Consider the following 13,587-nt stretch of genomic DNA (forward strand, 5'->3'; position numbering starts at 1 on the left):
TGGTTAGACATTTTTAAAAACGGTCTTGACTTATATTTCATAAAAACCGTGCATCATAAAGACATGTTTAAATAATGAATACAGTTCAGGAAATAAAAGCTGCACTTCAGGATTTAGCTCTGCCCGAAAAGGCTGCTTTTTTTCCACGGTTTTTTAAAGCCGGAAAAGGCGAATATGCTGAAGGCGACAAATTTCTTGGCGTTACCGTTCCCGATCAGCGAAAAGTTGTTAAAGAATACTGGAACCGGATTTCATTACAGGAAATTGCTGAACTTTTATCTTCAAAAATCCATGAACACCGTCACTGCGCTTTGCTCATGCTGGTAAATAAATTCGAAAAAGCAAAGACTGAAAAGGAGAAAAAAGAAATTGTCAACTTTTATCTGAAACATAAAAAATTCATCAACAACTGGGATTTGGTCGATAATTCTGCTTATAAAATCCTGAGCAGACATGCATACGAAACAAAGGATGATGACCTGTTAAGATCACTTTCTCGGGAAGAAAATATGTGGAGCAAAAGGATGGCCATTGTAGCGACAATGTTTCATGTAAAACGCGGAGAATTTTCGTTGCTTAAGGAACTGGCACTGTATAATCTGCAACATCCGCATGATTTAATGCACAAAGCTAACGGTTGGCTTCTGCGGGAAATGGGTAATAAAAATGTAGCCGAACTTCAGCATTTTCTTGTTAAAAATTACAAAAACATGCCGCGAACAACACTTCGTTACGCCATCGAAAAGTTTGATGAAGACTTAAGACAGGATTTTTTAAAAGGCAGAATTTAAAAACCACTAAGAATGACAGAATTATTTTATCTGCGCGAAATCTTTCACTATTTTCTGCACTTTATTTTCCCTGTTGTAATTGCGAGAGTTTTTTTTAAATCCAATTGGAGAAAAGCCTATTTTATCATGTTGGCGACCATGGCGGTGGATATTGATCATGTTTTTGCTAACCCCATTTTTGATCCAAGCCGTGCAAGTATAGGTTTTCATCCGCTTCACACTTATCCTGCAATCGCTGTTTATTTTTTAGGTACTATTTTTCTTAAAGGAAAGTACAAAATAGCCGCTGTAGGCTTACTATTTCATATGTTTACAGACTTTCAGGATTATTATTTCTGGCGATTAAATTTTAATTTCTGATTTATTTTTTAAATAATTATTCTGTTTTTGATAGGTTTTTTGTATTTTGTACAAAATTTTTTATGAAACTAAAAAACTTTCTTCACTGGACTTCTCTGGTCCCGGTCATCTCCGGTCTTTTTTATTTGGGCGGATTTTTAGTAGACAGTGTTATTTCTAATATTCTCGGAGGTTTACTGCTTTTCGGCAGCGTATTGGCAGCAGTACATCATGCAGAAGTTATCGCACATAAAGTGGGAGAACCTTACGGAACCATTATTCTGGCAATCTGTATCACAATTCTGGAAGTGGGTCTGATTATTTCCTTTATGCTCTCAGGCGGGGAAGGTGCAATGACCTATGCCCGTGATACGGTGTTTGCCGCGGTAATGCTTATTCTTAATGGGATTTTGGGCGCATGTATCTGGATTGGTGCCGCAAAATACAAAGAACAGTTTTTCATGCGCAGTTCCGGCACTACATATCTTGTAAGTCTTGTTGCGATTCTGGTGCTTACGCTAATATTACCTAACTATACCTCGAGTGTGCGGGGTCCATTTTATACTGAGGCACAGTTAATTTTTGTTTCACTCGCGTGTTTAGTAATTTATGGCACGTTTCTCAGGGTGCAAACGGTACGTCACCGGAATTTCTTTGTGATTGAAGAAGAAGACCATACCACCCATGAAGCCGATCCGCCGAGTTTACCAAAAACATTTCTAAGTTTAGGTCTGCTGCTTGTAAGTCTGGGTGTTGTAATTTTTATGGCAAAAGGACTTTCGCCGGTTATCGAAGATTTTGTAGAAAGTATTGGTGCCCCTAGAGCGCTGGTCGGCGTAATTATTGCGACGGTTGTTCTTCTTCCGGAAGGTTTTGCGGCAATTCGTGCGGCAAAGAATAATCAAATACAGACTTCTATCAATCTCGGACTTGGCTCTGCACTCGCGACTGTCGGGCTTACGATTCCGGTTGTTTCAATGGTTTGTATCTGGTTTGATATTCCGTTTGTCCTTGGACTGGATATGAAATCGATTATTCTGCTTGCACTTTCGGTATTTATAGTGATGCTTTCTTTAAGCCGCGGAAAAACGAACATTATGTACGGCGCCGTACTCATCGTGAATTTGGCGGCCTATATCTTCACTGTAATCGTACCTTAAAAATTAAAAGAGAATTTTCTGAGCCTGAAAATTCTCTTTTTTTATTCTTTTTACTTCAATTTCCTGGCGATTTCCATTTTATATGCCATGAGATTGGCAATGTTTGAGGCTTTGTAAATCGCAGCATCGGCGGTTTCACCTTCAAAATTTTCTTCCACGGTTTCAGTCCATAACTTTATCCAATGAGCAAAATGAGGTTTTTCAATCGCCACTTTTTCATTTACCGGAAAATGCATCGCCATAGGATTTCCTTTATACGAAGCCTGTCCGAAAAGTAAAGACTCCCAAAATGAATACATCTTCGGTAAATGGTGATCCCAGTTCACCTTCGCAACATCGGTAAAGAAAAACCCGATGGTTTCGTCTTTTGCCACCTTTTTATAAAAAGTATTTACCAAAAACTCTATGTCTTCTCTGGATTCTAATAATTTCATATCGCAAAATTAAGATTTTAAAACGATTGGTTTTATGACCAGGGTCGTTAATCGTTATTTGTAGGGCGGACAATTCGCGCTATCCGCTCATACTCCTCGCTCATCGGCTCCACTGCGTTCCGCCGCTTCGCTGTGGGGTAACCGCTGCTATCGCGGCCGCAGATAAGTTGCAGCAGAAAGCCCAGCTTTTCAAAATATCAGTTATTTTTGCATCATGAATCTGGAATTCTATAAAAATCAGGCCGCTCTAAAACATAAAGATCACAAAAAATTTCTGGATCAGCTTAAGAAAAAACCGCCTAAAAACCTCGATTACAAAGTTCAGGAAACCCACGACGAAGTTTTCAGTAAAATCGACTGTCTCCAGTGTGCGAACTGTTGCAAAACCACAGGACCGCTTTTCACCGAGAAGGATATTGAAAGAATATCTAAACATCTACGCATGAAACAGGCCGATTTCGAAGCCAAATTCCTGAGAACCGACGAAGACAATGATAAAGTCCTTCAAAATCTTCCCTGTTGGTTTCTGAATGCAGACGATACCTGCTCGATTTATGAAGTGCGTCCTAAAGCCTGTCGGGAATTTCCCCACACCGACCGGAAAAAAATTTATCAGATTAATCATCTTACCATTAAAAATACAGCGATATGTCCGGCTGCATTCGAATTTGTAGAACTTTTGAAGAAAAATCTGGAAAAATAATTCAGCTTCTAAACAAATCACAAACTTTAATAAATTGTGTTAAATTTATGAATCTGAAATAATTCCCTTTCCGAACCTGCGTTATTAACACACCAATAATTAAAAAATTGAATTATTATGAGAAAGTCGTTATTCGCAGTAGTTTTAATGGCTGCAGGTGTGAGTTTTGCCAACGCGCAGAGTACAGAAAAAGCAAAAAAACTGAAAGCAGAGAAAGCAGTAAAAACTGAGGTGCAAACAGTAGTGAATGCTGAGGCCGCCGCAGCCGTGCTTCCTGCAGAACCCACAGAAATAAAAGCTACAGAACAGGCCGCAGTAAAAACCGAAACTGCCGCAGAACTAAAACAGGAAGAAACCACTGAAAAACCAGCGGCGAAAAAACCGGAATCCATGTAAAAAATGTAAAGGTAAAAGTGAAAGAAGGAAGTCCTGCCCATTGGCAGGGCTTTTTCATACAAAAAAATCCCGCCATTAATGACGGGATTTCTGTTATATTTCGAGAAAATATTATTCTGCACTTGTAGCTTCTGCTGCCGGAGCTTCTCCTTCTGCTGCAGTTTCTTCTTCATCGTCTTCAACTGCTGCTCCACCTTTCATTGCCGTTCTAGACATCTTCACAGCTACTACTACTGCGTTGTCAGGATGCATGAATGTGAAATTGTTGGTTTTGATATCACCTACATACAGTTTGTTACCAATTTTAAGCGGAGTAACATCTACTACGATTTCGTCTGGTAAGTTTGCTGGTAATGCTTTTAATTTAAGCTTTCTGTAAGTTTGTCTCATTGCACCACCGGAAACAACACCTTTTGCACGACCTGTAATTCTTACAGGAACTTCCATCACTACAGGTTTGTCATCAGCTAACTGATAGAAATCTGCGTGAAGGATTTTGTCGGTGATTGGGTGAAACTGGATGTCCTGAAGTACGGCAGGAATTGTTTGTCCGTCAACCTCAATAGATACCGTGTGTGCTTCAGGAGTATATACCAAACCTTTAAAAGCTCTTTCTTCTGCAGAAAAATTTAAAGTTTCGGCTCCTCCGTAAACAACACAAGGAACTAATTCAGCATCACGTAAAGCTTTAGTAGACTTTTTGCCCACGCTTTCTCTTTTTGTACCTTGAATTGTAATTGATTTCATTATAATGTATTAAAAAATTTTAAGGGTGCAAAGATATGTAATTATTTTTTAAATAATAAATTTATCGCTAATCGATTTATGCTCGTGAACCATTTTCATGACATCTGCAAACAATTCGGCACAGGAAAGCACTTTAATTTTTGAAGAAAGTTCAGCTTTTACAGGGATTGTATCGGTTACGATCACTTCAGAAATCTTGGAATTTTCGATATTTTCGTAAGCTTTTCCTGAAAGAACAGCGTGGGTTGCCATGGCACGAACACTTTTTGCTCCTTTTTCTATAAGGATATCTGCTGCTTTGCAAAGTGTTCCGGCGGTGTCGATCATATCATCAATAAGGATTACATTTTTGCCTACTACATCACCGATAAGGAACATTTCTTCAATTACGTTCGCTTTTTTTCTTTCCTTGTAAGCAATTACTACCTCGGCACCTAAGTGACTTGCGTAATTTTTCGCTCTTTTTGCGCCACCCATATCCGGAGAAGCGATGGTAAGATTGTCTAAATTCAGTTTCTGTATATAATCGATGAAAATAGTGGATGCATAAAGATGATCCACAGGAATTTCGAAAAACCCCTGAATCTGATCTGCGTGAAGATCCATGGTCATGATTCTGGTGGCACCGGCTGCCGTAAGAAGGTTTGCCACTAATTTCGCCCCGATGGGTGCTCTAGGCTGGTCTTTTCGGTCCTGTCTCGCCAGACCGTAATACGGAAGAACTACGGTAATGCTTTTCGCAGAAGCTCTTTTTGCCGCATCAATCATTAATAAAAGTTCTAGAAGATTGTCTGCCGGCGGAAATGTTGAACCTATTAAAAATACCCTTCCGCCTCTTACGGATTGATCCAAAACCGGCTCGAACTCCCCGTCGCTAAAGTCCTGAAACTTAATTTTTCCTAAATCCTGCCCATAATGTTGAGCGATTTTTCCTGCCAAAACCTTGCTGGTTCTTGTAGAAAACAGATAACTTGCCTGATCAGCCATTTTTACTTTTTTAGATGGTGCAAATTTAAAAAAATAAAACCACCTGAAACAGTTCAAGTGGTTTTAAAGTTCGATTATTTTATTTTAGCAATCATGGGAATTTAACTCCTGAATAGCTGTTTACATTCACCATCGGCAGTGTAGACTTATAAGTCGTGTTTATCGCCTTGATAAATTCATTGGCAATTAATGCATACCCTCTTCCTGTAAGGTGTACCCCATCCAGAGAGAACGTTCCTCCCGTAACGAAAGTTGCTGTATATTTCACTCCATCAAACTGGATTCCTGATGCCTTGGATAACTCTATCATTTTAGCATTGGCATCTACGAAAGCTAAACCTTTAGAAGTAGCGATCGCTTTCAGAGAAGCATTATACGCAGCTGTCGCAGTTAAAACTTTATTTTTTTCTGTATTTGTCAGGATATACTGATTAGCCAATGGATAAGAAATTCCATTTAAATTAATACTTGCTGGCGCACCGGCAACCGGAGTTCCGATTACTGAACTTGTAGACAAAAGCACCAAATCTTCAGAAGTAGCCTGTCTTGCCTGCCCGTAAATCTGGCCAAAAGCTGTTGCAGTTTGTACTCCCAGTGAAGGTGTAAGCGCTAAAGTGAGCTGCGCAGAAAGATTGGTTAAAGAATTATCTACAATTAAAAGTGGGTTTGCAGAGGTAGCTGAAAGCAAATTGATACGGTCCCCAGCTCCGAACGCAGTAAGCGCCTGTTTTAACGGACCATATAATCCGCTGTTAAGTGCAGTAATATTTGATCCTAGTAAAGCCGGAGTCAGCGGATTGTAAGGAACTCTTGTAAAAAATGGAATGGATGTTACATTAGGAATATTTGCCATTACTCCTTTCGCCCCGTTGGCGGTAAGCGCATTTACATATCCGCTGATTACTGAAGCAAAAACATTTGGATCTGTAATATCATTGGAACCGTAAGTCGCTGGGTTTGTATTCCCTGTCTGGTCTACACCCGTGCCTCCACTGGTTGCATAAGAAAGCACATCGTTATTTCCGATCCAGAGAGAGAAAAATGTAGGTGCCTGAGCTACTGCATCGCCAATTACTGAAGAAGTTCCGCTTGTAGCAAATCTTACATAATAAGGGTTTGCCTGTCCCGTAGCCAATCCTGCCATGTTACCATAACCTGCGGCTCCTAAGTGAAAGGATTTCGCACCAGGAACCCCAAGGTTTTGATACGGTCCTCCAGGAGTAACATTATCCAAAGCTGCCGCTGGCGCTGATGGCACTGGCGACAACGCTCCATTCACTACCTGAAGATTCAGTTTGCCTGCAAAACCTGGTAGATTAGTAAAACCACCAGTGTTATTTGGCATCATAGGCTGCTTGAACGCTCCTCCACCCGCAAGCTGCATCTGTTGTGCGATCATGGAAGGGTAAGATTCGTTTTGCCCGTCAATGTATAACGCATTGTCACGGTAACCGGATGTAAGGGAGTTCCCTAAAGCTACATATTTGGTAAAGTCTGCATCTCCTTTAGAAACCACAATACTGCTTACGTCCTGATCAAAATCTGTGTCGCAGCTGATATTAAATAATAATGCTGAGACTGCTATTGTTGAAATTAATATTCTTTTCATAATTAAAATAATACTTAAAATGCGTTATAAGATAAACCTAAACCAAAGTAATATGCCTTAGCTTTAGCCTGTCCGTAGAAATCCAGGTAAGCGTTGTTAACAGTTCTTGGAGTCTGAAAATTGTACGCTCCGGACAAATCAATACCCAAACCTTTCCACTTGTAACCAATACCACCCGTAATTACATTGGCATTGAAAGATGGTGTTTCCGGGATGAAGTTTTCATCGCTGTAAGGAGACTCATCATAATAATAACCTAATCTTGCAGCAAAATTATCGGTGACCATATATTGTGTTCCCACTCTCCAGCTTTGTGTGCTGTGGAAATTTTTAGGTGATACCAATTTTGTTGGATCATCAGGCTGATTCCCCACCGGTGCATTCTCGAAGTCTAAAGTTAGCTGTTGGTATCTATCCCAACCACTGTAGTTGAAATCCCCTGAAATCTGCCATTTCGGAGTAATTTTATAGGTAACCCCAAGCGTGTACTCATCAACCAGGGGTAAAATAGCTTTAAATTTATCCTGTCCGTTGGCATCTAATCCCAACAGAGGGTAAAGGCTCGACGACACATTAAAACTCGCAACACCTTCATCTGCTTTCATATCAACAGGTGATCGGTAGGCAATACTCACATCCAGTTTTTCGCTTGGTTTAAAATAGAAACCTAAGCCAAATCCTTTTCCTGTGGCCTGATCATCTTTAATGTTTAAAGTTCCTCCCAACTGCGAAACTGTTTTAGTCCAATCCACGGATCCTTTTGCATAGATAAAACTACCTCCTAAAGAAACCCATGGTGCGAGTTTGAAAGATACCATTGGCTGAAAATAAAATGCTTTCAGTTCAATTTTCTGCACAATTTCGCGTCCTGCCCAATCGCTCGGCCATTCAACCGTACTTCCGAAAGGTGTCGCAAAGCTGAAACCAACCGAAACCTCATCTACAATCTTATAAGCCACTGCCGCATAAATTGGTGTCCCCATAGGATTTTCGGTACTGTAAGATTCAAGAGTCGAGGGATTTTGATAAGAAATGTCTGCGTTAATTCCAAATCCTCCCGCAGCAACACTCAGCTTGTTGGGGATAAAGGAAATACCTGCGGGGTTGAAAAACCCTACACTCGCATCTTCTGCGTGGGCACTTGTATGTGCCATAGCGAGTTGTTTCACGCCCTGTAATGCCACTCTAAAACCGCCCGCCTGCGCAAGAATCCCGGCTAAAAGTGCTGTTGTTACAACGATTTTTTTCATAAATTCATTATTAATGTTCCAAATATAAAATTATTTTTTAAACAAATGTTAATTTATCATAAATTATTTTAAACTACTTCGGGCTTGTGCCGCCTGTTTAATTTTACTTTTACAATATTTTATTAAAAATGCCTGTAAAAACAGACTTTTCTGCTGAAAATTGATCTCGGCTTACAGCATTTATTTAAATTAAATAGTACCATGGAAACCATAACAATTACAATTTTTTTGAATTATATGATTTGCATAATAATATTAAAATTAATGCATTATTCATAACAGATGCTGAATTTATATGAAAAATACTAATCCTCCCATGAAATTCTCAAAGGCATGGTTTGCACAAATAAATTTATACTAAATTTGCATGAATTTAATCAAAAAAAACAATATGAGTTGTGGATGTAAAACATCCGGCGATTCGTCCCATTCATGCGGAACAAAATCTGCGAATGGCTGTGGAAGTGTAGATACCTGCGGAAATAGTTATAAACTTAGTGTTTTCGATTGGCTCTCGAATGTTAACAATCCATCAAAATCACAAACTGATTTTGTGGAAGTAAGATTCAAGAACGACCGTAAATTTTTTTATAAAAACGTACATCAATTACCGCTTCATATAGGAAGCGTTGTCACAGTAGAATCAAGTCCGGGTCACGATATAGGTGTAGTGAGCCTTACCGGTGAGTTGGTAAAAATTCAGATGAAAAAGAAACATGTTTCTGAAGATAACCCACTGAAAATCTACCGTTTGTCCAATCAAAAAGACATTGAGGTTTGGCACGAATCCAGAGGTAAAGAAGAAGCCGTGAAAATTCAGGCCAGAAAGATTTCTTACGCATTAAATCTTGATATGAAGATTACCGATGTAGAATTTCAGGGCGATGGTGCGAAAGTAACTTTTTACTATACTTCAGACAGCCGTGTCGATTTCCGGCAGCTGATCAAGGAGTACGCCTCTGCTTTCCGTACGAAGATCGACATGAAACAAATTGGGTTCCGTCAGGAAGCTGCAAAAGTTGGTGGTATCGGCTCTTGTGGGCGCGAATTATGCTGCTCGACCTGGCTTACAGATTTCCGTTCGGTGAACACCAATGCTGCACGTTATCAGCAGTTAAGCATCAATCCTCAAAAATTAGCGGGTCAATGTGGTAAACTGAAATGTTGCCTCAATTATGAGCTCGACAGTTATCTGGATGCGCTCAGCGACTTCCCTTCGTCTTCAACAACGATTGATACAGTGAACGGAAAAGCTTTCTGTATTAAAATCGACGTCTTCAAAAAAAGAATGTGGTTTGCGTATGTAGACCGGTCTATGGCGTGGTATGATCTGGATGTACAGGACGTAAAGAAACTTATTTCGCAAAATAAAAAAGGCGAGAAAGCACCGCCACTGGAAGAACTTCGCAACCAGCACGATATTCCGGTAAAATCAGTCGATCTGATTCAGGAAAATAATATGGACCGTTTCGAGAAGAAAAACCGAAACTCCGGTAAAAACCAAAACAGGAAAAAACCGAACGGTCCGAAAAATAATCCTAATCAAAAACCTGAGCAGAAGGCCGCTGGCACTCCTCAACGCAAAAACACACCTGAGAAGAAACCTCAGAATGCAAAGTCCCAGGCTCAACCGCAAAATGCGAAACCACAAAACCAGCAGGCGAAAAAATTTAAAAAGAAACCTCAGCCTAAACGTGATGACAATGCATAAGATATTGGGTGTTTTTTCCGTTTTGCTAATGTTTACAGGATGTTCAGATAATTCCGAAACGGTGGATATGAAAAACCTCAACGGAATCTGGCCCAAAAAAGCCGAACAGAAATTCGATTTTGTAATTGCGGATGCAGAAGCTCCAAAAAATATTATATTTGTTGTAAGGAACAATAATGATTATCCCTACAGCAACATTCGATTTATCGTAAATTTCATGGAGGCTGGTGCCAAAAACAAAACTACAGACACACTGAATTATGTTTTGGCGAAACCCAATGGCGAGTGGCTGGGGAAAGGATTTGGTGATACCAAAGAAACACTGTTTCAGTATAAAGTAAATTATAAATTTCCTAAAAACGGCGGTTATTCCATCGGTATTGTCCAGGCAATGAGAACCGACAGTTTGAAGGGCATTGAGGATATTGGTGTAAAAATAGAAACGGCAAAACCGTAACATCATTTATGGAAAACAAAAAAAACCAGGGAAGCAAACCAAAGCAGACTTTTCCGCTTCCTCCAAAAAAACAAAGGGACACTGGCTGGAAGAAGTGGGTGAAATTCGTTTGGATGGCACTAATTGCTGTAATTTTAGGAATTGCAGCGGTATTTTTTGCAACCTCACAGGGATTTCTGGGCAGCATGCCGGATGTGAAGGAACTCGAAAATCCTGACATCTATGTAGCTTCCGAAATTTATTCCTCCGATGGTAAATTACTGGGCAAATTCGAAAAAGAAAAAACCCAGCCCGTAACTTATAAAGATCTTCCGCCTCATCTTATTTATGCACTTCAGGCTAAAGAGGACGAACGATTCAAAGAACACTCAGGTATTGATTTACAGTCTGTTGCAAGGGCTGTTGTATACGGCGGACAGCGTGGTGGTGGGTCTACAATCACCCAGCAGCTGGCAAAACTGCTTTTTACCGACAGGGTTTCGCAAAATAAAATTCAGAGAGCATTTCAAAAGCTTAAAGAGTGGGTTGTTGCGGTAAGTCTGGAGAAAAGATACACCAAAGAGGAAATCATTACGCTTTATTTCAACAAGTTCGACTTCCTTTATAATGCCAACGGAATCGAAATGGCTTCAAGAATTTATTTCAACAAACCTACTTCCAAACTTACGCTTCCTGAAGCAGCGATGTTCGTTGCCATGCTCGAGAATCCGGTGAAAAATAATCCGATGCGAAATGAGAAGCGTGCAAAAGCCAGAAGAGATGTCGTTCTGGATCAGATGGTGAAAACCGGCTACATCGATCAGCAAACCTACCAGAAAGCGGTAGATACTCCGATCGTTTTAGATTACCATCCGGTAAAATCTATCGACGAAGGATATTCCGCCTATTACAAATTCTATCTTAGAAAAGAAATTGAAGGTTACTTAAAAGACTACGAAAAGCAAACCGGAAAAACATTAAACCTTTTCAAAGACGGATTGAAAATTTATGTCACTCTGGATTCTAAAATGCAGATTTATGCAGAAGAGGCGATTAAAGAACACCTTACCGATCTTCAGCAAAGATTTGATGCAGAACAGCGCGGACGTAAACAGAGACCATTCTATTTCCTTGATGATAAGCAGATTGAAGGAATCATGGTGCAGGCCATGAAGAGAACCGGCAGATATAAACAGCTGAAAAACGCTGGTGTTCCGGAAGATTCTATCATGATGGATTTCAAAAAACCAATCAAGACTTCAAGATTTACCTGGAATGGTGAAGAAGAAGTTGAAATGTCGCCTTGGGATTCCATCCGTTATCACAAACAGATTGCTCAGGCAGGATTAATGTCTATGGTTCCCGGAACCGGCGAAATTAAAGCCTGGGTTGGAGGGATCAACTGGCAGCACTTCCAATACGATCATATTAAGCAGGGGAAACGTCAGGTTGGCTCAACGTTCAAACCCTTCGTTTACGCCACTGCGATTATGAAATTGGGTATGACACCTTGCTCTACTGTATCCAACGCAACTTACAGAAAAGGAACCTGGACAGTGGAAGGATCCGGCGGAATGCTCACTCTGAAAGACGCACTTGCCCACTCGAAAAACCCAGTGGCAGTAAGACTTATTGAAATGACGAGCCCTAAAAGCGTAATTCAAACCGCAAGAGATTTAGGAGTTACCGAAGAAATCCCGAACGAATACGCAGTAGCGCTGGGATCTTCCGACATTACCATTTATGAAATGCTTGGTGCCTACAGTGCTTTTGCCAACTACGGAAATTACATAAAACCTGAAATGATCTGGCGTATAGAAGACGCAAACGGCAGGGTAATTAAGGAAGTAAAACCCCTTCTGAAGGAAGTGATGAACGAACTCTATGCCTATACCATGATCGATCTGATGAAAGGGGTTGCTGAATATGGTACCGCATCCGGCGAACTTGGAAGAAGAGGCGTGCAGAAAGGAATTGAGATTGCTGCAAAAACCGGAACCACCCAAAACAATTCCGACGGTTGGTTTATGGGAATTACGCCAAATCTCGCCACCGGAGTTTGGGTTGGCTGGGAAGACCGTGCGACCCACTTCCGCGGAACCGGCGAAGGTCAGGGTGCTAAAATGGCACTTCCCATCTGGGCAATATTCATGAAAAAAGTCTGGGCTGATAAAGATCTTGGCGTTACGGTAGAAGATAAATTCATTAAACCTTCAAACTGGACCGGAAGCTGCTCTGATCTTCAGGGATTAGGCGGATACGGTGATGAAGGCGGGCTTCAGACCATGGATGAGCTTAAAAATCCTAAAATTGAAGATCCTGCAGCTGCTCCAAAAAAATCTAACGGCAGAAAAGAAGAAAACGTCAACGAAACCATCAATACCGGCGACGAGATCGACTTCAATAAATAATATTGCTCAATTAAACCATATAAACATCCTTTCAATTTTTTTGGAAGGATGTTTTTTTTAGCGAACTTTGAAAGATGAATTTAAATAAAATTACCCAACAATATTACTCCCTTTTCCCCGCAGATTTATCGGGCAACACCATGCAGCGACAAACACCGGGAGTACTTCTGGCAGCAGTAGAAATCGAAAAATTTCAGACTCCGGAACTCATTCTTTTTAATGAAAAGCTCGCAGAAGAAATCGGGTTGGGAAAACTTGAAGATGAACAGGATGCCATGTTTCTGAATGCAGCAGATGTTCCTCAACACCTTCAAACTTACGCCACCGCTTATGCCGGCCATCAGTTCGGCAATTGGGCCGGGCAACTCGGTGATGGCAGAGCAATTTTTGCAGGTGAAATCGCAAATAAAAACGGCAAAAAAACAGAACTCCAGTGGAAAGGCGCAGGCGCTACTCCCTACTCCCGACATGCGGACGGCCGCGCGGTGCTTCGCTCCTCAGTCCGCGAATATCTGATGAGTGAGGCCATGCACCATCTCGGCACTCCTACGACAAGAGCTTTGTCGCTGTCTTTTTCCGGTGAAAATGTCCTTCGTGACATGATGTACGACGG

14 protein-coding genes are annotated in these 13,587 nt (G+C 40.7%); 9 read left to right on the top strand and 5 right to left on the bottom strand.

Translation table 11 applies throughout. The features are described 5' to 3' along the window. Window positions 1–74 precede the first annotated feature (74 nt). From V5N63_RS05415 to V5N63_RS05425, 3 genes are all read left to right on the top strand, one after another. The gene (locus tag V5N63_RS05415) at window positions 75–791 is read left to right on the top strand and encodes a DNA alkylation repair protein (protein WP_332033130.1); all 717 of its coding nucleotides are present in this window, start codon (window positions 75–77) and stop codon (window positions 789–791) included. Between the two features lie 12 nt (window positions 792–803). Next, the gene (locus V5N63_RS05420; RefSeq protein ID WP_332033131.1) at window positions 804–1,151 is read left to right on the top strand and encodes a DUF6122 family protein; all 348 of its coding nucleotides are present in this window, start codon (window positions 804–806) and stop codon (window positions 1,149–1,151) included. 62 nt (window positions 1,152–1,213) lie between these two features. Continuing rightward, complete coding sequence (locus V5N63_RS05425; RefSeq protein WP_332033132.1) at window positions 1,214–2,290, top strand: calcium:proton antiporter; 1,077 nt, start codon at window positions 1,214–1,216, stop codon at window positions 2,288–2,290. 50 nt (window positions 2,291–2,340) lie between these two features. Here V5N63_RS05425 and V5N63_RS05430 read toward each other — a convergent pair whose 3' ends face one another. Further along, complete coding sequence (locus V5N63_RS05430; RefSeq protein WP_332033133.1) at window positions 2,341–2,724, bottom strand: group III truncated hemoglobin; 384 nt, start codon at window positions 2,722–2,724, stop codon at window positions 2,341–2,343. A 214-nt stretch (window positions 2,725–2,938) separates the two neighbouring features. Between V5N63_RS05430 and V5N63_RS05435 the strand changes: the two genes are divergently transcribed. Both V5N63_RS05435 and V5N63_RS05440 read left to right on the top strand, forming a co-directional pair. Continuing rightward, the gene (locus V5N63_RS05435; protein WP_332033134.1) at window positions 2,939–3,427 is read left to right on the top strand and encodes a YkgJ family cysteine cluster protein; all 489 of its coding nucleotides are present in this window, start codon (window positions 2,939–2,941) and stop codon (window positions 3,425–3,427) included. 117 nt (window positions 3,428–3,544) lie between these two features. Then, on the top strand, window positions 3,545–3,823 hold the full coding sequence (locus V5N63_RS05440; protein WP_332033135.1) for a hypothetical protein: 279 nt from the start codon (window positions 3,545–3,547) through the stop codon (window positions 3,821–3,823). A 111-nt stretch (window positions 3,824–3,934) separates the two neighbouring features. On the opposite strand, the gene V5N63_RS05445 is transcribed toward V5N63_RS05440, so the two are convergent. The 4 genes from V5N63_RS05445 to V5N63_RS05460 all read right to left on the bottom strand — a co-directional run bounded on the left by V5N63_RS05445 (window position 3,935) and on the right by V5N63_RS05460 (window position 8,416). Then, window positions 3,935–4,570, bottom strand: coding sequence for a 50S ribosomal protein L25/general stress protein Ctc (locus tag V5N63_RS05445; RefSeq protein WP_265143820.1), 636 nt, complete (start codon window positions 4,568–4,570; stop codon window positions 3,935–3,937). A gap of 48 nt (window positions 4,571–4,618) precedes the next feature. Further along, window positions 4,619–5,557 carry a ribose-phosphate pyrophosphokinase gene (locus V5N63_RS05450; protein WP_332033136.1) on the bottom strand — a complete coding sequence of 313 codons (939 nt, stop codon included), beginning with the start codon at window positions 5,555–5,557 and terminating at the stop codon, window positions 4,619–4,621. Window positions 5,558–5,648: 91 nt separating this feature from the next. Further along, on the bottom strand, window positions 5,649–7,166 hold the full coding sequence (locus V5N63_RS05455; protein ID WP_265143822.1) for a G-D-S-L family lipolytic protein: 1,518 nt from the start codon (window positions 7,164–7,166) through the stop codon (window positions 5,649–5,651). A 14-nt stretch (window positions 7,167–7,180) separates the two neighbouring features. Beyond that, entirely contained in the window at window positions 7,181–8,416 is a 1,236-nt protein-coding gene (locus V5N63_RS05460) for an OmpP1/FadL family transporter (protein WP_332020671.1), read from the bottom strand. A 391-nt stretch (window positions 8,417–8,807) separates the two neighbouring features. Here V5N63_RS05460 and V5N63_RS05465 point away from each other — a divergent pair, with 391 nt between their 5' ends. From V5N63_RS05465 to V5N63_RS05480, 4 genes are all read left to right on the top strand, one after another. Next, window positions 8,808–10,127: a PSP1 domain-containing protein gene (locus V5N63_RS05465; protein WP_332033154.1), complete on the top strand. Its 1,320-nt coding sequence runs from the start codon at window positions 8,808–8,810 to the stop codon at window positions 10,125–10,127. After that, entirely contained in the window at window positions 10,114–10,584 is a 471-nt protein-coding gene (locus tag V5N63_RS05470) for a gliding motility lipoprotein GldH (protein WP_407936701.1), read from the top strand. The genes V5N63_RS05465 and V5N63_RS05470 overlap by 14 nt, the downstream gene beginning before the upstream one ends. Before the next feature lie 8 nt (window positions 10,585–10,592). Further along, the gene (locus V5N63_RS05475) at window positions 10,593–12,974 is read left to right on the top strand and encodes a penicillin-binding protein 1A (RefSeq protein WP_332033137.1); all 2,382 of its coding nucleotides are present in this window, start codon (window positions 10,593–10,595) and stop codon (window positions 12,972–12,974) included. A gap of 74 nt (window positions 12,975–13,048) precedes the next feature. Beyond that, the coding region (locus V5N63_RS05480) for a protein adenylyltransferase SelO family protein (protein WP_332033138.1) at window positions 13,049–13,587 on the top strand (539 nt) is incomplete at its 3' end.

The organism is Kaistella sp., assembly GCF_032060305.1.
Taxonomy (GTDB): Bacteria; Bacteroidota; Bacteroidia; order Flavobacteriales; family Weeksellaceae; genus Kaistella; species Kaistella yananensis.